General features: G+C 62.2%; 25 protein-coding genes. 8 read left to right on the plus strand and 17 right to left on the minus strand.

The annotated features are described in order from the left end of the window. The first annotated feature begins 41 nt into the window (after positions 1-41). The 4 genes from lptE to RGV59_RS01865 all read left to right on the plus strand — a co-directional run bounded on the left by lptE (position 42) and on the right by RGV59_RS01865 (position 3,437). Positions 42-647 carry an LPS assembly lipoprotein LptE gene (lptE, locus tag RGV59_RS01850; protein ID WP_017848334.1) on the plus strand — a complete coding sequence of 202 codons (606 nt, stop codon included), beginning with the start codon at positions 42-44 and terminating at the stop codon, positions 645-647. 39 nt (positions 648-686) lie between these two features. Next, positions 687-1,724: a DNA polymerase III subunit delta gene (gene holA, locus RGV59_RS01855; protein WP_046381932.1), complete on the plus strand. Its 1,038-nt coding sequence runs from the start codon at positions 687-689 to the stop codon at positions 1,722-1,724. A 161-nt stretch (positions 1,725-1,885) separates the two neighbouring features. Continuing rightward, positions 1,886-2,050 (plus strand): alternative ribosome rescue factor ArfA, encoded by a 165-nt coding sequence (gene arfA / locus RGV59_RS01860; protein WP_003176285.1) that lies wholly within the window; start codon positions 1,886-1,888, stop codon positions 2,048-2,050. 61 nt (positions 2,051-2,111) lie between these two features. After that, positions 2,112-3,437 carry a lytic murein transglycosylase gene (locus RGV59_RS01865; RefSeq protein WP_026140192.1) on the plus strand — a complete coding sequence of 442 codons (1,326 nt, stop codon included), beginning with the start codon at positions 2,112-2,114 and terminating at the stop codon, positions 3,435-3,437. A 128-nt stretch (positions 3,438-3,565) separates the two neighbouring features. Here RGV59_RS01865 and RGV59_RS01870 read toward each other — a convergent pair whose 3' ends face one another. The 13 genes from RGV59_RS01870 to RGV59_RS01930 all read right to left on the minus strand — a co-directional run bounded on the left by RGV59_RS01870 (position 3,566) and on the right by RGV59_RS01930 (position 16,051). Beyond that, complete coding sequence (locus RGV59_RS01870) at positions 3,566-4,498, minus strand: S66 peptidase family protein (RefSeq protein ID WP_126586249.1); 933 nt, start codon at positions 4,496-4,498, stop codon at positions 3,566-3,568. Positions 4,499-4,648: 150 nt separating this feature from the next. Next, positions 4,649-5,650, minus strand: a complete 1,002-nt coding sequence (gene lipA, locus RGV59_RS01875; protein ID WP_167379504.1) for a lipoyl synthase — start codon at positions 5,648-5,650, stop codon at positions 4,649-4,651. Positions 5,651-5,676: 26 nt separating this feature from the next. Next, positions 5,677-6,324, minus strand: coding sequence for a lipoyl(octanoyl) transferase LipB (gene lipB, locus RGV59_RS01880; RefSeq protein WP_046381930.1), 648 nt, complete (start codon positions 6,322-6,324; stop codon positions 5,677-5,679). Further along, the gene (locus RGV59_RS01885) at positions 6,324-6,599 is read right to left on the minus strand and encodes a DUF493 domain-containing protein (RefSeq protein ID WP_017848340.1); all 276 of its coding nucleotides are present in this window, start codon (positions 6,597-6,599) and stop codon (positions 6,324-6,326) included. The genes lipB and RGV59_RS01885 overlap by 1 nt, the downstream gene beginning before the upstream one ends. A gap of 85 nt (positions 6,600-6,684) precedes the next feature. Further along, the gene (locus RGV59_RS01890) at positions 6,685-7,842 is read right to left on the minus strand and encodes a D-alanyl-D-alanine carboxypeptidase family protein (RefSeq protein ID WP_017848341.1); all 1,158 of its coding nucleotides are present in this window, start codon (positions 7,840-7,842) and stop codon (positions 6,685-6,687) included. Positions 7,843-8,025: 183 nt separating this feature from the next. Beyond that, positions 8,026-9,024, minus strand: a complete 999-nt coding sequence (locus tag RGV59_RS01895; protein ID WP_017848342.1) for a septal ring lytic transglycosylase RlpA family protein — start codon at positions 9,022-9,024, stop codon at positions 8,026-8,028. Continuing rightward, positions 9,024-10,034, minus strand: a complete 1,011-nt coding sequence (gene mltB, locus RGV59_RS01900; RefSeq protein ID WP_017848343.1) for a lytic murein transglycosylase B — start codon at positions 10,032-10,034, stop codon at positions 9,024-9,026. The genes RGV59_RS01895 and mltB overlap by 1 nt, the downstream gene beginning before the upstream one ends. Before the next feature lie 17 nt (positions 10,035-10,051). Next, positions 10,052-11,155: a rod shape-determining protein RodA gene (gene rodA / locus RGV59_RS01905; RefSeq protein WP_046482428.1), complete on the minus strand. Its 1,104-nt coding sequence runs from the start codon at positions 11,153-11,155 to the stop codon at positions 10,052-10,054. Positions 11,156-11,186: 31 nt separating this feature from the next. Beyond that, on the minus strand, positions 11,187-13,085 hold the full coding sequence (gene mrdA, locus RGV59_RS01910) for a penicillin-binding protein 2 (RefSeq protein ID WP_017848345.1): 1,899 nt from the start codon (positions 13,083-13,085) through the stop codon (positions 11,187-11,189). A gap of 15 nt (positions 13,086-13,100) precedes the next feature. Further along, a complete protein-coding gene (rlmH, locus tag RGV59_RS01915; protein ID WP_003176297.1) occupies positions 13,101-13,568 on the minus strand; it encodes a 23S rRNA (pseudouridine(1915)-N(3))-methyltransferase RlmH in 468 nt (155 codons plus the stop codon). A gap of 9 nt (positions 13,569-13,577) precedes the next feature. Then, complete coding sequence (gene rsfS / locus RGV59_RS01920; protein ID WP_003176298.1) at positions 13,578-14,072, minus strand: ribosome silencing factor; 495 nt, start codon at positions 14,070-14,072, stop codon at positions 13,578-13,580. A gap of 69 nt (positions 14,073-14,141) precedes the next feature. Further along, positions 14,142-14,786, minus strand: coding sequence for a nicotinate-nucleotide adenylyltransferase (nadD, locus tag RGV59_RS01925; RefSeq protein WP_017848346.1), 645 nt, complete (start codon positions 14,784-14,786; stop codon positions 14,142-14,144). Further along, positions 14,786-16,051 carry a glutamate-5-semialdehyde dehydrogenase gene (locus tag RGV59_RS01930; RefSeq protein ID WP_126586251.1) on the minus strand — a complete coding sequence of 422 codons (1,266 nt, stop codon included), beginning with the start codon at positions 16,049-16,051 and terminating at the stop codon, positions 14,786-14,788. The genes nadD and RGV59_RS01930 overlap by 1 nt, the downstream gene beginning before the upstream one ends. A gap of 174 nt (positions 16,052-16,225) precedes the next feature. Between RGV59_RS01930 and RGV59_RS01935 the strand changes: the two genes are divergently transcribed. Together RGV59_RS01935 and RGV59_RS01940 are read left to right on the plus strand one after the other, a co-directional pair. Continuing rightward, positions 16,226-16,909 (plus strand): DNA-3-methyladenine glycosylase, encoded by a 684-nt coding sequence (locus RGV59_RS01935; RefSeq protein WP_046381925.1) that lies wholly within the window; start codon positions 16,226-16,228, stop codon positions 16,907-16,909. 25 nt (positions 16,910-16,934) lie between these two features. After that, the gene (locus tag RGV59_RS01940; RefSeq protein ID WP_126586253.1) at positions 16,935-18,251 is read left to right on the plus strand and encodes a bifunctional DedA family/phosphatase PAP2 family protein; all 1,317 of its coding nucleotides are present in this window, start codon (positions 16,935-16,937) and stop codon (positions 18,249-18,251) included. Here RGV59_RS01940 and RGV59_RS01945 read toward each other — a convergent pair. The 4 genes from RGV59_RS01945 to RGV59_RS01960 form a co-directional block, all read right to left on the minus strand. Continuing rightward, positions 18,245-18,460 (minus strand): hypothetical protein, encoded by a 216-nt coding sequence (locus tag RGV59_RS01945; RefSeq protein ID WP_026140195.1) that lies wholly within the window; start codon positions 18,458-18,460, stop codon positions 18,245-18,247. The two genes, RGV59_RS01940 and RGV59_RS01945, sit on opposite strands and share 7 nt — an antisense overlap. A 102-nt stretch (positions 18,461-18,562) precedes the next feature. Beyond that, positions 18,563-19,153, minus strand: coding sequence for an LON peptidase substrate-binding domain-containing protein (locus RGV59_RS01950; RefSeq protein ID WP_017848351.1), 591 nt, complete (start codon positions 19,151-19,153; stop codon positions 18,563-18,565). Positions 19,154-19,174: 21 nt separating this feature from the next. Continuing rightward, entirely contained in the window at positions 19,175-19,891 is a 717-nt protein-coding gene (locus tag RGV59_RS01955) for an LrgB family protein (RefSeq protein ID WP_017848352.1), read from the minus strand. Further along, the gene (locus tag RGV59_RS01960; RefSeq protein ID WP_017848353.1) at positions 19,888-20,250 is read right to left on the minus strand and encodes a CidA/LrgA family protein; all 363 of its coding nucleotides are present in this window, start codon (positions 20,248-20,250) and stop codon (positions 19,888-19,890) included. The genes RGV59_RS01955 and RGV59_RS01960 overlap by 4 nt, the downstream gene beginning before the upstream one ends. A gap of 159 nt (positions 20,251-20,409) precedes the next feature. Here RGV59_RS01960 and RGV59_RS01965 point away from each other — a divergent pair, with 159 nt between their 5' ends. Beyond that, entirely contained in the window at positions 20,410-20,865 is a 456-nt protein-coding gene (locus RGV59_RS01965) for a MaoC family dehydratase (protein ID WP_017848354.1), read from the plus strand. A 195-nt stretch (positions 20,866-21,060) separates the two neighbouring features. Beyond that, on the plus strand, positions 21,061-22,779 hold the full coding sequence (locus RGV59_RS01970; RefSeq protein WP_126586255.1) for a C13 family peptidase: 1,719 nt from the start codon (positions 21,061-21,063) through the stop codon (positions 22,777-22,779). Positions 22,780-22,783: the final 4 nt, after the last annotated feature.

A 22,783-nucleotide genomic window follows, 5' to 3' on the forward strand; every position in this document is an offset into this window, starting at 1 on the left:
GGCCTCGATAAGGCCCGCATGGTTTCAAGGGGAGCAATAAAATGATCAAACGCAATTTGCTGGTGATGGGCCTTGCTGTGCTGCTGAGCGCTTGCGGCTTCCAGCTGCGCGGTACCGGCACCAATGAACTGACCATCAAGGAATTGGACGTCAGCGCCCGCAACGCCTACGGCGAAACCGTTGTGCAACTGCGCGACACCCTGAAAAACAGTGGCGTACACGTCTACACCGGCGCGACCTACAAGCTGTTCCTGGCCGACGAGAAAGAAACCCAGCGTAACCTCAGCTACGCCAGCGCCGGCCGTGCGTCCGATATCGAGCTGATCACTTCGTTGACGTTTGAAATGCAGGGCCGCGACCATCTGCCGTTGATGGGTGACAAGATCGAAGTGCAAAAGGTCGTGAGCCACGATGGCAACAACCTGGTGGGCTCGGACTCGGAAATGACCCAGGTGCGCAAAGAAATGCGTCGCGAGCTGGTCCAACGCGTGATGCTGCGCCTGCAACAGCTGACGCCGGAAAAACTGGAACTGCTGCAACAGACCGCCGACAACAAGGCCAAGGCTGACGCCGACGCCCTGAAAGCCGCGCAAGAGTACGAAAACAACACGCCGAAACAATCGCCTGTTGAAGTCCCTGTAGACTAAGCCAGACGGGGCGCCCCAGGCGCCCCGTTCATCGCGCCTATGAAACTCGCCCCCGCCCAACTCGCCAAACACCTGCAAGGTGCTCTCGCGCCTGTCTATATCGTCAGCGGCGATGACCCGTTGCTGTGCCAGGAAGCGGCAGACGCCATTCGCACCGCCGCGCGCCAGCAAGGCTTCGACGAACGCCAGGTGTTCAGCGCCGACGCCAGTTTCGACTGGGGCACGTTGCTGCAAGCCGGCGCGAGCATGTCGCTGTTTGCCGAAAAACGCCTGCTGGAACTGCGCCTGCCGTCGGGCAAGCCCGGCGACAAGGGCGCGGCGGCCTTCATCGAGTACTGTTCGCGGCCTGCCGAAGACACGGTGTTGCTGATCAGCCTGCCCAAGCTCGACGGCAGCGCGCAGAAAACCAAGTGGGGCAAAGCGCTGGTGGAAGGGGCACAGACCCAGTTCATCCAGATCTGGCCGGTGGACAGCAATCAGTTGCCGCAGTGGATTCGTCAGCGCCTGTCCCAATCGGGGCTGTCGGCCACGCAGGACGCCGTGGAACTGATCGCCGCCCGGGTCGAAGGCAACCTGCTCGCCGCCGCCCAAGAGATCGAAAAGCTCAAGCTGATGGCCGAAGACGGGCAGATCACCGTCGAAACCGTGCAAGGCGCGGTGGCTGACAGCGCGCGCTTTGACGTGTTCGGGCTGGTGGACGCCATCCTCAACGGCGAGCCTGCGCACGCCCTGCGCATGCTCGAAGGGTTGCGCGGTGAAGGCGTGGAACCGCCGGTGATTCTCTGGGCGCTGGCTCGCGAGTTGCGGGTACTGGCCAATATTGCGCTGCAATACAGCCAGGGCACGCCGTTGGACAAATGCTTCAGCCAAGCCAGACCGCCGGTCTGGGACAAGCGCAAACCGCTGATGAGCAAAGCCCTGCAGCGGCACTCGGCGCAACGCTGGGCGCAACTGTTGCTCGAAGCCCAGCGCATCGATGCGCAAATCAAGGGCCAGGCAGCGGGTTCGCCGTGGATGAGCCTGAGCCGTTTGTCACTGCTGATGTCTGGCCAGCGCCTGACATTACCTGCCGAATAACCCACCCTCTTAAAAACACCGCAAAACCAATGCGGGATGGGGCAAGCCCCCTCCCACATGTTGGCTGCATTTGTATTTCAAAAAACTTGTCGGGCTTTACAGCGGCCAGACTTCGGCAGATGATTTGCACCGCTGCATCCCACCTGAAGAGAGTAACGACCATGAGCAAAAAGCCATCTAAGCATGGCCCCAACAAGGCCAAATCCATCATCGCCCAGCCACTGTTCCGCAGCCGTCAGGAACGCGCCGGCAAGGGCAAAGGCAGCTACCGCCGCGAAGCCTTCCAGTCTAATAGCTGGGAGGCTTCTTACTTTCTGGCCGCCTGAAGGCAAGCGCCCCTCCGGCATGATAAGGTCAGCACTTGATTTGTAATCCCTGGACCTGTGCATGCCCTCTAGTCTTTCCCGTCGTTGGCACCTTCGCCAATTGATCGCTGCCTCCAGCCTCATTCTGCTTGTCGCCTGCGCGGAAAAACCTACCGCCGCAGATGCTCAACCCTTGCCGACACTGTCGACCGCACCGGTCGTAGCGCCCGCTGTCGTGGCCCCGCTGGCTGTGGATAACCTGGACATCCAGCCCACCCAGACCTTTGCCGAATGGCAGGCCGGTTTCCGTGCGCAAGCCTTGAAGGCCGGCATTACCCCAGCCGTGTTTGATATCGCCTTCGCCAACGTCACCCCGGACATGGCGGTGATCCGCGCCGACCGCAGCCAACCGGAATTTTCCCGCCCGGTGTGGGAATACCTCGACGGCGCCCTGTCGCCAGTACGCGTGCGTAATGGCCAGGCACTATTGGTCAAGCACGCCGACATCCTGCAAAGCATCGAGCAACGTTATGGCGTCGACCGCCAGGCGCTGGTCTCGGTGTGGGGCATGGAAAGTAACTTCGGTCAGTTCCAGGGCAATAACTCGGTGATCCGTTCCCTCGCGACCCTGGCCTACGAAGGCCGGCGCCCGGCCTTTGCCCAGGCGCAATTGCTTGCGGCGCTGCAAATCATCCAGCACGGCGATATCCAGGCCGACCAGATGCGCGGTTCGTGGGCCGGCGCCATGGGCCAGACCCAGTTCATCCCGACCACCTACAACACCCACGCCGTGGACTTCGACGGCGACGGTCGCCGCGATATCTGGAACAGCCCGGCCGACGCCCTCGCCTCCACTGCGCATTACCTGCAAAGCTCCGGCTGGCAGAAAGGCCAGCCGTGGGGTTTCGAAGTCAAACAACTGCCGGCCAACTTCGATTACACCCTGGCCGACGGTGGCGTGCGCAAGACCGTCGCCGACTGGCTGAAGCTGGGCATCCAGCTGCCACCGGGAGCGAGCATGCCGCCTAACGTCGACCAGCTCTCCGCCGCCCTGCTGCTGCCAGCGGGTTACCGTGGCCCGGCGTTCCTGGTGCTGGATAACTTCCGCGCAATCCTCAAGTACAACAACTCGTCGTCCTACGCACTGGCCGTGGGCCTGCTGTCGGAACGGTTCGGCGGAAGTGGTGTGATTCGTGGCGATTGGCCGAAAGATGAACTACCGCTGAGTCGTTCCCAGCGCATCGACCTGCAGACCGTACTCAGCAGCAATGGCTATGACGCGGGCAACCCGGACGGGATTATCGGCGCCAACACGCGTAAGGCGATCCGCGCGGCGCAACAGTCACTGGGCTGGCCGGCGGATGGTTATCCGACGGTGAAATTGCTGGAGTCGTTGCAGAACCGTTAGATCGGCTTATGGCGACTGCCGCTATCGGGGGCAAGCCCCTCCCACATTTTGACCGCGTACATCCTTTGAAATGCGGTCAAAATGTGGGAGGGAGCTTGCTCCCGATAGCGGTTTAGCAGACGACAGATTCAGCGGTTGAACACCACATCCTGCTCCAACACCACCCGCTGCTCCCCCGCATCCAACCGCACCCGCGCGCCCATCGGCAGCGTCAGGTTCGGATCGCAATGCCCACTGCGCCAGCCAGACAGCACCGGGATGCACAACGGTTCGAAGGTCTGCTTCAGCAGCCGCTCCAGCGCGGTGCTATCCACCCCCGCCACGTCCCCCACCAGCACACCCGCTACCTGCGCCAGCTTGCCGGTCAGGCGCAGATGCGTCAGCAAGCGGTCGATGCGGTAGATCGGCTCGTTGACGTCTTCGATAAACAGGATGATGCCCTCGGCATCGATTTCGTAGGACGTCCCCATCATGGCCGCGATCATCGACAGGTTGCCGCCGAGCAAGCGCCCACAGGCGATACCGGGCTCGATCGTGGTCAATGGGTAGGCCACCGGGTGCGCCAGCACGCTGCCTGCACCCACCTGGCCACGCAGCATGTTGAACAACGACGACTCGGTGGGGGGCTGCTTGTCGCCGAGCAGGTCGGCATTCAGCATCGGGCCGTGGAAGGTCACAAAACCGGCATAGCGGTTGATTGCCAGGTGCAACGCAGTGATATCACTGTAACCCACGAAAGGCTTGGGGTTGGCGCGCAGCAGATCGAAGTCCAGGCGGTCCAGCAGGCGGGGCGTGCCGTAGCCGCCGCGCAGGCAGAAGATCGCATCGATATCAGGGTTGGCGAAGGCGGCGTGCAGGTCGCGCAAGCGCACGTCATCGCTGCCGGCCAGGTAGCCGTCGCGTTCATATACTCCGGGGAAGATGCGTAGCTCATAGCCACGGGCGCGCATCCATTGCCCGGCTTTTTCCACGTCCAGCGCGGCAGGGCCTGCGGGAGCGATCAGGCCGATGGTGGCTTCAGAACGCAATGCAGGTACGGCGGCGGCTAGTCGACTGGTCATCCCTGATTCTCCCTATATGACGCGGAACGAAATGTGGGAGGGGGCTTGCCCCCGATAGCACTGAATCAGCCAGTACCTGTAGCGACTGACACACTGCCATCGGGGGCAAGCCCCTCCCACATTGGATCTGCGGTGTTGCGCAGATCTGTATTACGAAATCAGGCTAGCCTTGACCAGCTTGGCCTGCTCATCGGCGTGGTACGAGGAACGTACCAGCGGGCCCGACGCGACGTTCTTGAAGCCCATCTTGTAACCTTCCTCGGCGAACCAGGCGAAGGTGTCCGGGTGAACGAAACGCTGTACCGGCAAGTGGCTGCGCGATGGTTGCAGGTATTGGCCGAGGGTCAGCATGTCGATGTCGTGCTCACGCATGCGCTGCATGACTTCGATCACTTCCTCGTCGGTTTCGCCCAGGCCGAGCATCAGGCCGGACTTGGTCGGGATGTGCGGCATCATCTGCTTGAATTTCTGCAGCAGGGTCAGCGACCACTGGTAGTCCGAACCTGGACGCGCCGCCTTGTACAGGCGTGGCACGGTTTCCAGGTTGTGGTTGAACACATCCGGCGGCTCGGCGGCGGTGATTTCCAGCGCGACGTCCATGCGGCCACGGTAGTCCGGCACCAGGGTTTCGAGCATCACGTCCGGCGACAGCTTGCGGATTTCGCGGATGCAGTCGGCAAAGTGCTGGGCACCGCCGTCACGCAGGTCGTCGCGGTCGACAGAAGTGATTACCACGTACTTGAGTTTCAGGTCGGCGATGGCGATGGCCAGGCTTTCCGGCTCGTTGACGTCCAGCGGCTTCGGCCGGCCGTGGCCGACGTCGCAGAACGGGCAACGACGGGTGCAGATGTCACCCATGATCATGAACGTGGCAGTGCCGCCGGAGAAGCATTCGCCCAGGTTCGGGCAGGACGCTTCTTCGCACACGCTGTGCAGCTTGTGCTTGCGCAGCAACGCCTTGATACGGTCGACTTCCGGCGAGACCGGGATACGCACGCGAATCCAGTCAGGTTTTTTCGGCAGTTCGGTGGTCGGGATGATCTTGACCGGGATGCGTGCAACCTTCTCGGCGCCGCGCAGCTTGACGCCGGCTTCCACCTTGGCACGCGGGGCCGGGGCCGAACGTTCGGTGACGTCCAGCGTCGGGATCATGGTTTGCACTGCATCAGTAGTCATAATCAGTCGATTCCGCCCGTAAGGGTCGTCTGCTCAGCATAGTCGAGGTGTTTGACGAGCTGCGCACGCAGCCGGGCACTTACCTCGGCAAATTTAATCGGTGTGGCGTGGTCGCTCAACTGGGTCATCGCCAACCCGGCATAACCGCACGGGTTGATGCGCCGGAACGGCGCCAGGTCCATGTCCACGTTCAACGCCAGACCATGAAACGAACAACCGTGGCGAATGCGCAGCCCCAGGGAAGCGATTTTCGCACCATCCACATACACACCGGGTGCATCGGGCTTGGCCACGGCGCTCACGCCGTAACTGGCCAACAGCTCGATCAGGCAAGCCTCCATACGGTTCACCAGGTCGCGCACGCCAAACCCCAGCTTGCGCACATCCAGCAGCAGATACGCCACCAGTTGACCGGGCCCATGGTAAGTCACTTGACCCCCTCGGTCGACCTGCACCACCGGAATATCACCCGGAAGTAGCAGATGCTCGGCCTTGCCGGCCTGGCCCTGGGTGAACACCGGCGGGTGTTCCACCAGCCAGATCTCATCGGGTGCCGAGGTGCCGCGCTCGTTGGTGAAGCGCTGCATCGCGTGCCAGACGGGCTCGTAGTCCATCCGGCCGAGCTCGCGAAAGCCCAGGACCTGCGGCATCACAGCACCATATGTACGAAGCCGGTGGCCCGCAGTTCGCTGTTGATGTCGTAAAGCTGGTCTTGACCGGTCGCAACGATGTGCAACTGGATCGTGGTGTACTTACCGTTGGTGCTCGAACGTTCATCCACACGGTTGTCGTTGATCGTCGCGTGTTTACGCACGATGTCGAGAATCTTGTCCTTGTTGCCCACACCGGTATCGCTGATCACCTTGACGGGATAATCCGTCACCGGGAATTCGATCTTTGGCGCCTTTACTTCTTTATCGGTCATGGCGTAACGGCCTCGTAAGCGTAAGCCGTGGCGACGGGCAAAGCCCCGCGTCGGATCAACACGGGGCTTTGCAGGTGCACACTTATCAGTTGAACAAGCTGTAGAAGAACAGGCGGATGCTATCCCACACGCGGCGGAAGATACCACCCTCGTCGACGGCGTCCAGGGCGATCAGGTCGGCACTGTGTACCACTTTATCGTCCAGCTTCACTTCGACCTTGCCGATCACGTCGCCCTTGGCGATTGGCGCAACCAGGTGCGGGTTCATGGTCATGCTGGCCGCGAGCTTTTTCAGCTGGCCTTTAGGCATGGTCAGGGTCAGGTCTTCAGCCAGGCCGGCCTTGACTTGCGAGGTCGTGCCTTTCCATACCGGCGCGGTCGCCAGTTCAGCACCCTTCTGATAGAAGGTCTGGGTTTCGAAGAAGCGGAAACCGTAGGTCAGCAGTTTTTGCGTCTCGGCCGCACGGGCCTGCTCGCTGTTGGTGCCGAAGACCACGGCGATCAGGCGCTGGCCATCGCGCACGGCGGACGACACCATGCAGTAGCCGGCTTCTTCGGTGTGGCCGGTTTTCAGACCGTCGACGGTCTTGTCGCGCCACAGCAACAGGTTGCGGTTAGGCTGCTTGATGTTGTTCCAGAAGAATTCCTTCTGGGAGTAGATCGCGTAGTGGACCGGGTCGACACGAATGATCGCGCGCGCCAGGATCGCCATGTCGTGAGCCGACGAGTAGTGCTCTGGGTTCGGCAGACCGGTCGGGTTCATGAAGTGGCTGTTGGTCATGCCCAGGTCGGCCACGGTTTTGTTCATCATGTCGGCGAACGCGTCTTCGCTGCCGGCGATGTGCTCGGCCAGGGCGACGCTGGCGTCGTTACCGGACTGGATGATGATGCCGTGCAGCAGGTCGCTGACCGTCACCTGCGAGCCGACCTTGATGAACATCCGCGAACCACCGGTGCGCCAGGCGTTTTCGCTGACGGTCACCGGGTCGTTTTCGCCGATCTGGCCGCGACGGATTTCCAGGGTCGCGATATAGGCTGTCATCAGCTTGGTCAAGCTGGCAGGCGGCAGGCGCTGGTCACCGTTGTTTTCCACCAGCACGTTGCCACTGGCGGCATCCATGAGGACCCAGGCCTTGGCGGCCAGTTGCGGTGAAGCCGGCACCATTTCAACCGCCCAGGCGGCCGGGGTGATGATCAGCGAGATAAGCAGGCACGTGCGTTTGGCTAAGGTGATGATGTTCATCCGTCTCTCGAAATTACGTATGGAAACTTGCCCTCGCGGGCAAAACTTATTCAGACAGCCCGTTACCAGTCTGTCGCGTGTTCGGTTGCCTGCTCACCCCTTGCCCCTGGGTTTTATTGTTCAACGAGCCAACAACCAGGGCCCAGGCCCGCGGACGGACCTGAACCATCAATCCTTTACGGTTTATTCGGCGCTGACCACGCTGGGTTGCCCCAGGTTGGCCAGGCGCACGCTGTTCTGCACTTGCGCGACCTCGCTCGGCGAACCGATCGGGCCCATACGCACACGGTGCAGGGTCTGTTGATTACGCACGATGGAACTGATGAAGACCGGCGCATTGACCATACTGCTCAGCTTGGACCTTAACAGCTCTGCCGCATCCGGGTTGGCGAAAGCGCCCACCTGCAGGTATTGCCCACCGGCAGCCGAAGCACCCGGCGCGGCGCGAGGCACCACGACCGTGTCGGGCGCGTGCTGTTGCGCGGGTGGCGTCCACTGCTCGATCTTGCCGGTCGAGGCTGTGACTTGCGGTTGCGCGGCCTGCGGCTCGTTGAGCATCAACGGTGCCGGTTTGCCACGCTGGGCCCAGTATTGCGCGGGGTCGATCCCTTCGACCTTGACCCGCGCGGTGCCGGTTTCGGCATAACCGAGTTTCTTCGCGGCGGCGTAGGACAAGTCGATGATCCGGTCCGAATAGAACGGCCCGCGATCGTTGACCCGCAGGATCACCGTGCGGTTGTTGTCCAGGTTGGTCACGCGCACATAGCTGGGCAGCGGCAGGGTCTTGTGGGCCGCGCTCATGCCGTACAGGTCGTAGACCTCGCCATTGGCGGTGTTCTGGCCATGGAACTTGGTCCCGTACCACGACGCGGTGCCCGACTGCACGTAGGTCTTGGAGTCCTGCAGCGGAAAGTAGCTCTTGCCCAGCACGGTATAGGGGTTGGCCTTGTACGGACCGGTGTGCAGGGTCGGCGTGGCATCCGGGATTTTCGACACGTCGACGTCCCACCACGGCGCACCGTCTTTATGCGCGCGGTTGATGTCCAGGCCCGGCTGGGAACGAATAGCGGTGCCGCCGGACTTTTGCGTCGGCGCGCGGCTGGTGGAGCAACTGACAACCAGCAAGGACAACGCGGCAAACGCCACCAGCTTGAGCGGTTTTTTCAACGGCGATGCCCGCATTACTTGTTGCCCCGTGCTTGGACCAGCATGTCAGACAGTTGATGCACAGCCATGGCGTACATCACACTGCGGTTATAACGCGTGATTGCGTAGAAATTCTTCAGGCCCATCCAGTATTCAGGGCCGTTTTCGCCTTCCAGGCGGAAAGCCGTGACCGGCATATCATCGCGCAGCGCATCATGACTTGACCAGCCCAGCGCCCGCAACTCCCCGACCGTCTTGGCCGGCTCAATGCCCTGGGTCAGGCCTTCATCGGCGCGCTCGCCACTCACGTCGGCACGGCTGACGACCGGTTCGCCGCTCACCCAGCCATGGCGCTTGAAGTAGCTGGCCACGCTGCCGATGGCATCGTCCGGGTTGCTCCAGATATTGATATGGCCGTCGCCGTCAAAATCCACCGCGTAGGCGCGAAAACTGCTCGGCATGAACTGCGGCAAGCCCATCGCACCGGCGTAGGAGCCTTTGAGGGTCAGCGGGTCGACCTGCTCTTCGCGGGCCAGCAGCAGGAATTCACGCAGTTCCTTACGGAAGAATTCAGCGCGGGGCGGGTAATCGAAGCTCAAGGTCGACAAGGCATCGATCACCCGGTAACCGCCAGTGTTGCGCCCGTAGAAGGTTTCAATGCCAATGATCGCGACAATCACCTGGGCAGGCACGCCGTATTCCTGCTCGGCGCGAGCCAGCGCGGCTTCGTGCTGGCGCCAGAAGTCCACGCCCCGGGCCACGCGGGCGTCGGTCAGGAACATCGGGCGATAGTCCTTCCACTGCTTCACGCGCTCGGCCGGGCGGGAGATGGCATCGAGGATCGCCTGCTTGCGCTGGGCCTCGCGGAACACGCCCATCAGCTGTTCACCGGCGAAGCCATAGTCACGGGTCATCTCACCGACGAATTCGGCGACCTGAGGTGAGCCATCGTAGTCACCGGCCTGCGCTTCGTGCATGGCGCCCAGCAGCCCGATCAGGCTCATCCAGGACGCATGCCGAGTCGCCCAGCCGCGCAATACTTGCATTGACATCTTCACCTTATTCAAACCTGTGCGATCCATTTGCGATGCGTGTGAATCGACATCAAAACCCCAAACGCTGACAGCAATGTCACCAGCGAAGTTCCGCCGTAGCTAATGAACGGCAACGGCACCCCAACCACCGGCAAGAGGCCACTGACCATACCGATGTTGACGAAAACGTAAACAAAAAAAGTCATGGTCAACGAGCCCGCCAGCAATTTGCCGAACAACGTCTGCGCCTGCGCGGTGATCACCAGGCCACGCCCAATCAACAGTAAATAGATCAGCAGCAACGCGCAAATGCCCACCAGGCCGAACTCTTCGCCCATCACCGCAATAATGAAGTCGGTGTGGCTCTCGGGCAAAAAGTCCAGGTGCGACTGGGTGCCCATCAGCCAGCCCTTGCCAAAGACACCGCCGGAACCGATGGCCGCCTTCGACTGGATGATGTTCCAGCCCGTGCCCAGCGGGTCGCTCTCCGGGTCGAGGAACGTGAGAATCCGCTGCTTCTGGTAGTCATGCATAAAGAAGAACCACATGGCCACGGCCACCGGCACGGCAGCGGCGAGCACGCTGAGAATCCAGCGCCAGCGCAAGCCGCCCATGAACAGCACGAATGCACCGCCCGCCAGGATCAGCAGCGATGTACCGAGATCCGGCTGACGCACGATGAGGATGAACGGCACGCCGATCAGGATCAGGCTGATCCCCACATGCTTGAGTTGCGGCGGCAAGGTGCGCTTGGACAGGTACCAGGCGATGGTCGCCGGCATCAGGATCTTCATGAATTCCGACGGCTGGAAGCGAATCACCCCCGGAATGTTGATCCAGCGGGTCGCGCCCATGGCGTTGTGGCCCATCACGTCCACCACCACCAGCAACAACACGCCAGCGACGTACCCCAGCGGCACCCAGCGCGCCATGAAACGCGGCTCCAGCTGGGCAATTACCACCATCGACAACAAGCCCAGGCCGAACGACGACGCTTGCTTGATCAGCAGGTCCCAGTTCTTGCCGCTGGCCGAATACAGCACGAACAGACTGCCAGCCGCCAGGGTCAGCAGCAGGATCAACAACGGGCCATCAATGTGCATGCGCTGCAGCAACGTCGCGCGGCGACGCATCACATCCTCACTGGAGAGGATGCGGTCAAAATTACTCTTCACTGGCCGTAACCTCGGTGCTTGAAGGGGGGCCGCCATATTCGGGCTTGAGCTTGCCATCGTCGGTCAACAGCCAGGCATCCATCACTTGACGGACCACCGGCGCGGCGACGCCCGAACCGGACTCGCCGTTCTCGACCATCACGGCGACCACGATCTTCGGGTCGTCCGCCGGAGCGAAGCCGACAAACAGGGCGTGGTCGCGGTGGCGCTCCTGGACTTTGGAACGGTCATATTTTTCGCCTTGCTTGATCGCGACCACCTGGGCCGTACCGCTCTTGCCGGCAATGCGATATTGCGCACCGATCGCCGCCTTGCGCGCCGTGCCCCGGGCGCCGTGCATCACCTGCTGCATGCCGTGGTTGACCTTGGTCCAGTCCGACGGGTCACGCAGCACAATGTCCGGGATCGGATTTTCATCCACCGGCTTTTCGCCTTCGATGGTGCGGGCCAGGTGCGGACGGTTCCAGACGCCTTTGTTGGCCACCAACGCCGTGGCCTGGGCCAGTTGCAGCGGTGTCGCCTGCATATAGCCCTGGCCGATGCCAAGAATCAGAGTCTCGCCGGGGAACCACGCCTGGCGGCGGGTGGCACGCTTCCATTCGCGCGACGGCATCAGGCCTGGGGATTCTTCGAACATGTCCAGGGAGACTTTCTGACCCAACCCGAACTTGCCCATGTAGGCCGACAGGCGATCGATCCCCAGCTTGTGGGCTAGGTCGTAAAAATAGGTGTCGTTGGACCGCATGATCGCGGTGTCCAGGTCGACATAGCCGTCACCGGTGCGGTTCCAGTTACGGTATTTGTGATCGTAATTAGGCAGCATGTAGTAGCCGGGGTCGAACACGCGACTCGACGCCGTGACCACGCCCGCATCCAGGCCGGCAATCGCTACCGCCGGCTTGATCGTCGAACCCGGCGGATACAGGCCGCGCAACACCCGGTTGAACAGCGGCCGGTCGATGGAATCGCGCAGCTCGGCGTAGGCCTTGAAGCTGATCCCGGTCACGAACAGGTTGGGGTCGAAACTGGGCTGGCTGACCATGGCCAGGACTTCGCCGGTACTCGGGTCCAGCGCCACCACCGCGCCACGGCGCCCGCCCAGGGCCATCTCGGCCGCTTCCTGCAACTTGATGTCCAGGCTCAGCACAATGTCCTTGCCCGGCACCGGATCGGTACGCTTGAGCACCCGCAACACACGGCCGCGGGCGTTGGTCTCGACCTCTTCGTAACCCACCTGGCCGTGCAGCTCGGGCTCGTAGAAACGCTCGATGCCGGTCTTGCCGATATGGTGGGTGCCGCTGTAATTGACCGGATCGAGGCTTTTCAGCTCTTTCTCGTTGATCCGCCCCATATAACCGACGGAGTGCGCGAAGTGCGGCCCTTGCGGGTAATGCCGCACCAACTGCGCCACCACTTCCACGCCCGGCAGGCGGAACTGGTTCACCGCGATCCGGGCGATCTGCTCTTCGGTCAGCTCGAACAGGATCGGCACCGGCTCGAACGGCCGACGCCCCTGTTTCATGCGCTTTTCAAAGATCGCCCGGTCTTCCGGGGTCAGTTGCAGCACGTCGACGATCACATCGAGAACCTGCTGCCAGTCGCCGGAGCGTTCGCGGGTCATGCTCAGGCTGAAGCTGGGCCGGTTATCCGCGACCACCACGCCGTTGCGGTCGAAAATCAGGCCACGGGTCGGCGGAATCGGCTGCACATGCACCCGGTTGTTTTCCGACAGAGTGGAGTGATAGTCGTACTGGATCACCTGCAGGAAATACAGGCGCGCGATCAACACCCCGATCAACGTCACTACCATGATCGCGCCAAAAACCACGCGCGAGCGCACCAGACGTGCGTCTTTCTCGTGGTCCTTGATGCGGATCGGCTGAGTCATCGGGAGGGGCGCAGACTATTTGTGGTAAGGGTGCCCGGACAGAACTGTCCAGGCGCGATACAGCTGTTCACCGATCAGAATCCTTACCAACGGGTGCGGCAACGTCAGCGCCGACAGCGACCAGCGTTGGTCCGCCCGCGCGCAGACTTCCGGCGCCAGCCCCTCGGGGCCGCCGACCATGAAGTTGACGGTGCGCGAGTCCAGGCGCCAGCGATCCAGTTCCACCGCCAATTGCTCGGTGCTCCAGGGCTTGCCGTGGACTTCGAGGGTGACGATGCGCTCGTTGGGACCGACCTTGGCCAGCATGGCTTCGCCTTCCTGACGGATAAAGCGCGCCACGTCGGCGTTCTTGCCCCGGGTATTGAGCGGAATTTCCACCAGCTCAAGCGACAGCTCGGCGGGCAGACGCTTGGCATATTCATGCCAGCCTTCTTCCACCCACTTGGGCATGCGTGAACCGACAGCGATCAGACGCAGGCGCACAGCCGTTCCTTATTCCTGGTCTTTGTTGAGCTTGTCGAAGTGCGCGTGGCCCACTTCCGGGCTGTGGTGCTTGCCATCAGCGGCACGGCTCTGTTCGGCGCCTTTCCACAGACGCTCCAGGTCGTAGAACTGACGGGCGTTGGAGGTCATCATGTGAACGATCACGTCGTCCATGTCCAGCAGCACCCAGTCGCTGTCGCCCTTGCCTTCTTCACCCAGCGGCTTAACGCCCTGGGCTTTGACGGCTTCGCGCACTTTGTCGAGCATCGCGCCGATCTGGCGGTTGGAGGTACCGGTGGCGATGATCATGAAGTCGGTGATGCTCTGCTTGTCGCGCACGTCCAGCACCTGGATGTCCTGGGCCTTGACGTCTTCCAGGGCCGCCACGGCGACTTTCACCAGCTCTTCGCCAGCCAGTTCCGGGCCAACGTGGGCTTCAACCGGCAGTGGCGCGCTTTTGAAGGTGCCTTTGCGCTTAACTTTGCTTACGTCTTTGTTCGTCATATAAAACTCGTTTTGCTCGTATGTTCGGGCGCTCGCTGCACGACTGTTCGTGCGTTCAAGCGCGCCTTTTCAGTTCGACGCACGGTAAAGCCCGTGCGCATCGATGTAGGCCAGGACCGCGTCAGGCACCAGGAAACGTACCGACTTCCCGCTGGCCAGCAGTTGACGGATCTGGGTGGCGGACACCGCAAGCGGGGTCTGCCAGACGAATGCAATATTCCCGTTCGGCCCGGTCAGGGCCAAGGGGTCACTTACCGACCGCGCGGCCAGCAGGTTGCGCAAGGCATCCGGCGGTTCGCTGTCGGCATCCGGGCGTTGCAAAACCAGGATGTGGCAATGCTGGAGGAGTTCCTCCCAGCGATGCCAAGAGGGCAGGCCGCAAAATGCGTCCCAGCCCAAAAGCAGAAACAACTGGTCGTCCGCGGCCAACTCGGCACGCATCAGTTCCAGGGTGTCGACAGTGTAGGACGGTTTATCGCGCTTGAGCTCGCGGTCGTCCACCACCAGCGGCGGTATGCCGGCTACGGCAAGGCGCACCATTTCCAGGCGCTGCTGCGCTGACACCTGCGGCGTATCGCGGTGCGGCGGCCGGGCATTGGGGGTCAGGCGCAATTCATCCAGCGCGAGGGCATCCGCGACTTCCAGGGCACTGCGCAAATGGCCGATATGCACGGGGTCAAAGGTGCCGCCGAGCAACCCGATGCGTTTACCCATCAAGCGCGCACATGCCCGTCGCCGAACACTACGTACTTCTCGCTGGTCAGGCCTTCCAGGCCAACCGGGCCGCGTGCGTGGAGCTTGTCGGTGGAGATACCGATCTCCGCGCCCAGGCCATACTCGAAGCCGTCGGCAAAACGCGTCGAGGCGTTGACCATCACCGAAGCGGAGTCCACTTCGGTGAGGAAACGCCGGGCATCGCTGAAATGCTCGGTAACAATGGCATCGGTGTGCTTGGAGCCGTATTTGTTGATGTGCTCGATGGCCTGATCCAGGTCGTCGACGATGCGGATCGACAGGATCGGCGCCGTGTACTCGGTGTACCAGTCTTGCTCGGTGGCTTCGATCACGTCCGCGCCGAGCAGCGCACAGGTGCGCTCGCAACCGCGCAGTTCCACACCCTTGTCGCGGTAGATGGCAGCCAGCGGCGGCAGCACGCGATCGGCAATGCCGGCGTGCACCAGCAGGGTTTCCATGGTGTTGCACGGCGCGTAACGGTGGGTCTTGGCGTTGTCGGCGATGCGGATCGCCTTGTCGATGTCGGCGGCGATGTCGATGTAAACGTGGCAGACGCCGTCCAGGTGCTTGATCACTGGCACCTTGGCATCACGGCTGACGCGTTCGATCAGGCTCTTGCCACCGCGCGGCACGATCACGTCGACGAATTCCGGCATGGTGATCAGCGCGCCGACGGCGGCGCGGTCGGTGGTTTCCACCACTTGCACCACTTCGGCCGGCAATTCGGCCACGGCCAGGCCCTGCTGGATGCAGGCGGCAATCGCACGGTTGGAATGGATCGCCTCGGAACCACCGCGCAGGATGGTGGCGTTGCCAGACTTGAGGCACAGGCTCGCAGCGTCGATGGTCACGTTCGGGCGCGACTCATAGATGATGCCGATCACGCCCAGGGGCACGCGCATCTTGCCGACCTGGATGCCGGACGGCAGGTAACGCATATCGCGGATTTCACCGATGGGGTCAGGCAGCTTGGCCACCTGACGCAGGCCTTCGATCATGTCGTCGATACGCGCCGGGGTCAGCGCCAGGCGGTCGAGCAACGCCGGTTCCAGGCCATTGGCGCGGCCGTTGGCCAGGTCCAGTTCGTTGGCGGCGGTCAACTCGGAGCGCGAAGCATCCAGAGCATCGGCGGCGGCCAGCAAGGCACGGTTTTTCTGCGCGGTGCTCGCACGGGCGATCAACCGCGAGGCCTGACGGGCAGCGCGACCCAGGCGGGTCATGTAGTCAAGAACGGACTCAGTCATGGTCAGGGAGTCTTGGCAAAGAGGAAAGCGGCAGATTATAGCTGTGACGCCGCCCGACTGACAGCGGTGAGGGGCGGATGGTCGAAATGAACTGTAAAAACCTGGGGTTCAGCCGTAATTAAGGTAGGAGTTGTTATTATTCCGTCACATTTAGCCGTATTAACCCTGAAGGCCATGTCGAGTTTCACCCCCCAACTCCCTGCCAGCGCCCTGCCCGACCGCTTCTTCGACCGCGATGCACAACTGCTTGCGCGGGAATTGCTCGGCAAAATCATCCGTCATCGGGTCGGCGATCTCTGGCTTTCGGCGCGGATTATTGAAACCGAAGCGTATTACGTGGCCGAAAAAGGCAGCCATGCCTCACTGGGCTACACAGAAAAGCGTAAGGCTTTGTTTCTGGATGGCGGTCATATCTATATGTACTACGCCCGTGGCGGCGATTCGCTGAACTTCAGCGCCCAGGGCCCGGGCAATGCAGTATTGATCAAATCCGCCTATCCCTGGGTCGATGAGACCTCCGGCCCGGCCAGTTTGGCGCAGATGCTGCTGAACAACCCGGACGCCAATGGCAGGCCGCGCGCCTCGCAGAAGCTCTGCGCCGGCCAGACCTTATTGTGCAAGGCGCTGGGCCTGAAAGTGCCGATGTGGGATGCCAAGCGCTTCGACCAGGAGCGGCTCTATGTAGAAGACGTCGGCCAGGTGCCGACGCACATTATCCAGACCACCCGCCTGGGCATTCCCGGCGGCCGGGACGAACACTTGATGTACCGCTTCGTCGATGCAGGCTATGCGCCTTATTGCACGCGGAACCCGCTGCGCCGGGGCCAGGTCGAAGGCCGCGACTATTTTTTGATTTGAAACGGTGACGAGGGAGTGAAGAAATATGGGCCAATGGCTCGATAGCATCACCGGCTGGCTGACCCTGAACCCCCAATGGCTGGCGGCGGCGGTGTTTATCGTGGCGTGCGTGGAATGCCTGGCCATTGCCGGTTTGATCGTGCCCGGCACCGTGCTGCTGTTCGCCATTGCCGTGCTGGCCGGCAACGGTGCGCTGTCGTTGAGTGAAACCCTGCTGCTGGGTTTTCTCGGCGGCCTGGTGGGCGATGGGGTGTCCTACTTCCTGGGACGCCATTTCCACCAGAACATCCGGCGCCTGCCTGGCCTGCGGCATCACCCTGAATGGATGAACGGCGCCGAGACCTACTTCCACAAGTACGGCATCGCCAGCCTGCTGGTCGGACGTTTCATCGGCCCGTTGCGCCCCATGCTGCCGATGGTGGCCGGCATGTGCGACATGCCGTTCCCACGCTTTGCCCTGGTCAGCATTCTCGCGGCGGCCGGTTGGACAGTCGCGTACCTGCTGCCGGGCTGGGCGACCGGCGCGGCTTTCCGCCTGCCATTGCCGGCGGGGTTCTGGCCCGAGGCGGGAATTGTCGCGGCATGCCTGGCGGTGTTGCTGGGGCTGAGCTTGAACAGCAGCCTGCGCGGCCATCGCCGCGCCACAGGATGGATAGGTTGCGCCAGCCTGACCCTGTTGATCGCCCTGTTTATCGGCTACCCGCACCTCAACGACTTCGACCAGGGGCTGAGCGCCCTGGTGCAGGAGCATCGCAGCGCCTGGCTGGACGAGACCATGGTGAGGCTCACCCAACTGGGCGAGTTCAAGAATATGTTTGTCGCCAGCGCCCTGTTCACCGGCCTGTTGTTACTCGCACGCCAATGGCGCCACGCGCTGTTTGTCGGCATCACGCTGGGCATGGCCGCAGTGATCAATACCGCCACCAAGCTGTTCTTCGCCCGCGGTCGCCCGGAAATCCTCACCGACCCACTGAGCAGCTTCAGCATGCCCAGCGGCCACTCCTCCGGCGCATTCGCGTTTTTCCTGGCGTTAGCCGTATTGGCCGGGCGCGGGCAGCCCACGCGCCTGCGCCTGACCTGGCTGCTGCTGGGCTGCATCCCCGCGGCATTCATCGCGTTGTCGCGGGTTTACTTGGGCGTCCACTGGCCCACCGACATCCTCGCCGGAATGTTGCTGGCGATGAGCGTGTGTACATTGAGCCTGGGCGCAATCCAATACCGCAGCCCGCTGCCGCCGATGTCGCAGAAAGCCTGGTGGCTGGTATTGCCTGCCCTGGTGGCGGTGCTCGGTTTCATCGCCCTCAGCGACACCTCGCAGGCCCTGTTCAAGTATGCCTACTGACCCTTGGCCGGGCCGATCCAATCGATTGGCGCGGTTCGGCGCTCAACGCAACGTTCGCGCCGCTCCAGCAGCATTTCATCGGCAATTTCTGCAGCACGCTCGGCGATGTATTCCGGGCCGCGCTGTGCATCCTGCGCGAGCAGTTGTGAGGTAATGCTGACAAAAAAAGCGTCCCAGGCCGCCTGCTCCGATTGCGCTAGCCGAATCATGTTCATCCCCTGATCAGTGGTTGTGTGATCGGAAACTATTTCAGCCCGTGCGATGGGAGCAACGCAGAAACGTCTGAAAGCAGCACCAGACAATTCTGAAAATCAGGTGAACAGCTCACCTTGCAGTTCATCCAGCAGCCTCTGGATCGCATCCAGCCGTTGTTGTGGATCGTCGAGCTGCAGCAGGTCGATCTTGTCGGCCTCGGTGAACGGCAGCAAATACGCCAATTGATTGCCCAGGGCCTGCTGGCCGTCGGCATCGGCGCCCATGTCCAGCGAGGCCACCATCGGGTGTTCGGCCAGGGCCTGGAGCAAGGCCTGCAGGTCGGCGTCCGCCTCTTCCAGCGCGTGGTCCGGCCGCTCTTCCAGCCATTGCACCTCGGCCACCAGCAACTGGTCCTTCTGCACCTCGGCGTCGCGGACACGGAAGCGCCTCCCGCCCTCGACGCGAATGCCCAGCAGGCCGTTATCCTGCTGCTTGAAGTCGCGAATCAGCGCTTCACAGCCGATCAGCGCGTAGCCATCCGGGGCCGCGCCCACCTCTTTGCCGTCGAAGATGCACACCACGCCGAAACTTTCGCCCTTTTTCATGCAGCGGCTGATCATGTCCAGGTAGCGCGCCTCGAACAACTGTAGGTCGAGGGTGCAGCCAGGGAACAGCACAGTGTTGAGCGGGAACAGCGCCAGACTCATAAAGGTTTCCTTAACCCTGGTTCAAACAATCACCGACACGGCCAGCGGCAGGAACACCGCCGTCGCCACGCCCATCAGACTCATGGCCAGCGCCGCAAAGGCGCCGCACTCTTCGCTTTCCTGCAGGGCCACCGACGTGCCGACGGCGTGAGCGGTCATGCCCAGCGCCATACCGCGCGCCTCGGGGCTGTGGACGCCCAGGCGCGACAAGTACGCCGGGCCGATCATCGCCCCGATCACGCCGGTGATCAGCACGAACACCGCGGCCAACGCGGCCACGCCGCCGATCTGCTCGGCCACCAGCATGGCAATCGGCGAGGTCACCGACTTGGGTGCCATGGTCATCAACATCCTGTGTTCGGCACCGAACCACCAGCCCAGCAACACACACAGGCCGGTGGCCAACACACCACCTATCACCAGCGTAGTAAAAATCGGCCAGAACAATTGACGAATCCGGCGCAGGTTCAGATAGAGCGGCACCGCCAGGGCCACAGTCGCCGGCCCCAGCAGGATGCTCATGATCTCGGTGCTCTTGCGGTACTCGGCGTAGCTCAGGCCACAGGTGAGCAGCACGCCGATCACCAGCAACATGGACACCAGCACCGGCTGCAGGAAGATCCAGCGGGTTTTCTCGAAGCCCGCGAGCACCAGTTGATAGGCGCCGAGGGTGATGCCGATGCCGAACAGCGGATGATGAATCACCGCCGCCCATGCGCCTTGCCAGTCGAAGGTCATGATTGCTCCTCCTGCTGCGCCTGGCGCTTGACCAGTTTTTGCATCAGCACGCCAACGAACCCCATGGCGATCACCAGCGACAACACCAAGGCACCGACGATGGCCCAGAAGTCTGCGGCGATGTCCTTGGCATACACCATCACCCCGACCGCCGGCGGCACCAGCAGCAAGGGCAAGTAACGCAGCAGGCTGCTGGCCGCCAGGCTCAGCGGCTCGCCGACTTCGCCGCGCCACACCAGGTAACCCAGCATCAGCAGCAGACCGATGATCGGCCCCGGCAACACCGGCAGCAGCAAATGGTTGATCGCCGTGCCGATCAATTGAAACAGCACCAGCCATGTCAGACCGCGTAATAGCATCCGTCCTTCCCCCCTCAAGACCGACCCGCATTATAAGCATGCCCGCGCTATGCTCCGGCATTCGTCATATGCATGGTGGGTTGACCGGGCGGGTTGCCCATGATGATCTAACATGGTTCTCGCACATCAATAAAAACCGATGAACCAAGGAGAGACGCAATGCCCTATGTACCCGTAGCGCAGCTCAAAGATTATGTCGGCAAGGAACTGGGACGTTCCGACTGGCTCACCATCGACCAGGCCCGCATCAACCTGTTCGCAGAAGCCACTGGCGACCATCAGTTCATCCACGTCGACCCGGTCAAGGCCGCGCAAACCCCGTTCGGCAGCACCATCGCCCACGGTTTCCTGTCGCTGTCGCTGATGCCCAAGTTGATGGAAGACATCCTGATCATGCCCGAAGGCCTGAAAATGGCGGTCAACTACGGCTTGGACAGCGTGCGCTTTATCCAGCCGGTGAAGGTCAATTCCAAGGTCCGCCTGAACGTGACCCTCACCGACGTCACCGAGAAAAAACCCGGCCAATGGCTGTTCAAGGCCACCGCCACCCTGGAAATCGAAGGCCAGGAGAAACCCGCTTACATTGCCGAGTCGCTGTCGCTCTGCTTCGTGTAACCGCCTCCTTCCTCCCTGTAGGAGCTGGCTTGCCAGCGAAAAGCCCCCAGACGCCACATTCCCCCTGAATGCCCGCGTTTTCGTTGACCACCTTCGCCGGCAAGCCGGCTCCTACAGGTCATCATTCCCCAACAGACCACTAGGTATGGCTCCTTCGCTGCGGCATACTCGGCGCTTAATTATCCGGATCCCGCTATGCGCCCACTCGCTCCCCTTGCCCTTGTCCTGTTGCTCACCGCTTGCGGAGACGGCGAATCGCTGTTGCCGCCCGATGCGCGCCTGCCCGACGGCGGCCGTTACCGGGGTGATGTGGTCAATGGCTTGCTGCAAGGCCAGGGCCGCGTGGATTACCCCAACGGCAGTTGGTACGCCGGCCAGTTCGACAAAGGCCAGTGGCACGGCCAGGGCGAATGGCATGGCAGCAACGGCGAAGTCTATAAAGGCCAGTTCCAGCAAGGCCTGTTTGACGGCCAGGGCAGCCTGACCACTGCGGGCAGCCACTATGTCGGTGGCTTCAAGCAAGGCCGGCGCAACGGCGAAGGCACCCTCAAAGAGGGGCAAATGACCTATCGCGGCGAATTCAAGGACGACCAGTATTCCGGCCTCGGGCGCCTGGAGCTGGCCGACGGCAGCCAATACCAGGGCCAGTTCGCCCACGGCAAGCCCAACGGCGAAGGCCAGCGCAACGACGACAGCGGCAACCAGTTCAGCGGCCACTTCGTCGATGGCCAGCTGGAAGGCAACGGCACCTTCAACAGCGCTGACGGCGACATCTATGTCGGCCAGTTCAAACAGAACCAATTGAACGGCAAGGGTCGCTACGAAAACGCCGACGGCGACGTGTGGATCGGCCAGTTCAAGGAAGGCGCCCTCAGCGGCAAGGGCGAGTTGATCGGCGTCGATGGCAGCCACTACATTGGCCAGTTCAGCGATTGGCGCTTCAGCGGCGAAGGCCGCCTGAACCTCACCGACGGCAGCTTCTATATCGGCGGTTTCGACAGCGACAACTACCAGGGCCACGGCACCCTGGTGCTCGCCGACGGCACCGTGCAAGCCGGCACCTGGGTCAACGGCATGCGCGTGCGCGACGCCGACGGCAAGCTGTTGCCCGACCCGTTGGAAATCGGCGTGCTGGCCCAGGGCCGCCTGCTCGATGCTGCCCTCGCCGCCGTGCCGCCCTCGACCCCCGCCGTGGAACTGTACACCCTGGTACTCGCCGGCGACGGCAAACAGAGCGTGTTCCTGCGCGAAGCCGATTACGTCAGCAACATGCTCGCCAGCCGCTTCGGTGCGCGCGGGCAGATTCGCCTGGTCAACCACCGCGACCATATCGCCGACCGCCCGCTGGCTACCCGCGAAAGCCTGCGCCGTGCGGTGCAGACCCTGGCCGAACGCAGTGGGCCGGAGGACCTGGTGTTTATCTACCTGACCAGCCACGGCACCCACGAAAGCGAACTGGTGCTCGACCAGCCGCGCATGGAGCTGGCCGACCTGCCGGCCGATGAGCTCGCCGCAGTGCTCACGCCGTTGAAGAACCGCGACAAGGTCGTGGTGATTTCCGCGTGCTACTCCGGCGGTTTCATTCCCGCGCTGAAAGACGAGCACACCTTGATCATGACCGCTTCCCGCGCCGACCGGGTGTCGTTTGGCTGCTCCGAGGAAGCCGACTTCACCTACTTCGGCGATGCCCTTTTCGCCCAAGCCTTCAACCAGACCGACGACTTGCAGCAAGCCTTCAAGCTGGCGCAACTGCACGTGACCGAACGCGAACAGGCGGACAACTTCGAAGCCTCCGAACCGCAGATCTGGGCCCCCAAAGGCGTGATCGCCCATTGGCAACTATTACGCAAGCAGCAAGCACGAAAGGCGCTCGAAAGCGTCTCAATGAATAGCAAGGAAGCTAAAGGCAACTAAGCTG

This window comes from Pseudomonas sp. FG1, assembly GCF_034313875.1.
Taxonomy (GTDB): Bacteria; Pseudomonadota; Gammaproteobacteria; order Pseudomonadales; family Pseudomonadaceae; genus Aquipseudomonas; species Aquipseudomonas veronii.

Bases quoted from the DNA above. Each gene is read 5' to 3' on its own strand.
- lptE (WP_017848334.1), top strand. From the start codon at position 42: ATGATCAAACGCAATTTGCTGGTGATGGGCCTTGCTGTGCTGCTGAGC.
- holA (WP_046381932.1), top strand. From the start codon at position 687: ATGAAACTCGCCCCCGCCCAACTCGCCAAACACCTGCAAGGTGCTCTC.
- arfA (WP_003176285.1), top strand. From the start codon at position 1,886: ATGAGCAAAAAGCCATCTAAGCATGGCCCCAACAAGGCCAAATCCATC.
- RGV59_RS01865 (WP_026140192.1), top strand. From the start codon at position 2,112: ATGCCCTCTAGTCTTTCCCGTCGTTGGCACCTTCGCCAATTGATCGCT.
- RGV59_RS01870 (WP_126586249.1), bottom strand. From the start codon at position 4,498: ATGACCAGTCGACTAGCCGCCGCCGTACCTGCATTGCGTTCTGAAGCC.
- lipA (WP_167379504.1), bottom strand. From the start codon at position 5,650: ATGATCCCGACGCTGGACGTCACCGAACGTTCGGCCCCGGCCCCGCGT.
- lipB (WP_046381930.1), bottom strand. From the start codon at position 6,324: ATGCCGCAGGTCCTGGGCTTTCGCGAGCTCGGCCGGATGGACTACGAG.
- RGV59_RS01885 (WP_017848340.1), bottom strand. From the start codon at position 6,599: ATGACCGATAAAGAAGTAAAGGCGCCAAAGATCGAATTCCCGGTGACG.
- RGV59_RS01890 (WP_017848341.1), bottom strand. From the start codon at position 7,842: ATGAACATCATCACCTTAGCCAAACGCACGTGCCTGCTTATCTCGCTG.
- RGV59_RS01895 (WP_017848342.1), bottom strand. From the start codon at position 9,024: ATGCGGGCATCGCCGTTGAAAAAACCGCTCAAGCTGGTGGCGTTTGCC.
- mltB (WP_017848343.1), bottom strand. From the start codon at position 10,034: ATGCAAGTATTGCGCGGCTGGGCGACTCGGCATGCGTCCTGGATGAGC.
- rodA (WP_046482428.1), bottom strand. From the start codon at position 11,155: ATGCGTCGCCGCGCGACGTTGCTGCAGCGCATGCACATTGATGGCCCG.
- mrdA (WP_017848345.1), bottom strand. From the start codon at position 13,085: ATGACTCAGCCGATCCGCATCAAGGACCACGAGAAAGACGCACGTCTG.
- rsfS (WP_003176298.1), bottom strand. From the start codon at position 14,072: ATGACGAACAAAGACGTAAGCAAAGTTAAGCGCAAAGGCACCTTCAAA.
- nadD (WP_017848346.1), bottom strand. From the start codon at position 14,786: ATGGGTAAACGCATCGGGTTGCTCGGCGGCACCTTTGACCCCGTGCAT.
- RGV59_RS01930 (WP_126586251.1), bottom strand. From the start codon at position 16,051: ATGACTGAGTCCGTTCTTGACTACATGACCCGCCTGGGTCGCGCTGCC.
- RGV59_RS01935 (WP_046381925.1), top strand. From the start codon at position 16,226: ATGTCGAGTTTCACCCCCCAACTCCCTGCCAGCGCCCTGCCCGACCGC.
- RGV59_RS01940 (WP_126586253.1), top strand. From the start codon at position 16,935: ATGGGCCAATGGCTCGATAGCATCACCGGCTGGCTGACCCTGAACCCC.
- RGV59_RS01945 (WP_026140195.1), bottom strand. From the start codon at position 18,460: ATGATTCGGCTAGCGCAATCGGAGCAGGCGGCCTGGGACGCTTTTTTT.
- RGV59_RS01950 (WP_017848351.1), bottom strand. From the start codon at position 19,153: ATGAGTCTGGCGCTGTTCCCGCTCAACACTGTGCTGTTCCCTGGCTGC.
- RGV59_RS01955 (WP_017848352.1), bottom strand. From the start codon at position 19,891: ATGACCTTCGACTGGCAAGGCGCATGGGCGGCGGTGATTCATCATCCG.
- RGV59_RS01960 (WP_017848353.1), bottom strand. From the start codon at position 20,250: ATGCTATTACGCGGTCTGACATGGCTGGTGCTGTTTCAATTGATCGGC.
- RGV59_RS01965 (WP_017848354.1), top strand. From the start codon at position 20,410: ATGCCCTATGTACCCGTAGCGCAGCTCAAAGATTATGTCGGCAAGGAA.
- RGV59_RS01970 (WP_126586255.1), top strand. From the start codon at position 21,061: ATGCGCCCACTCGCTCCCCTTGCCCTTGTCCTGTTGCTCACCGCTTGC.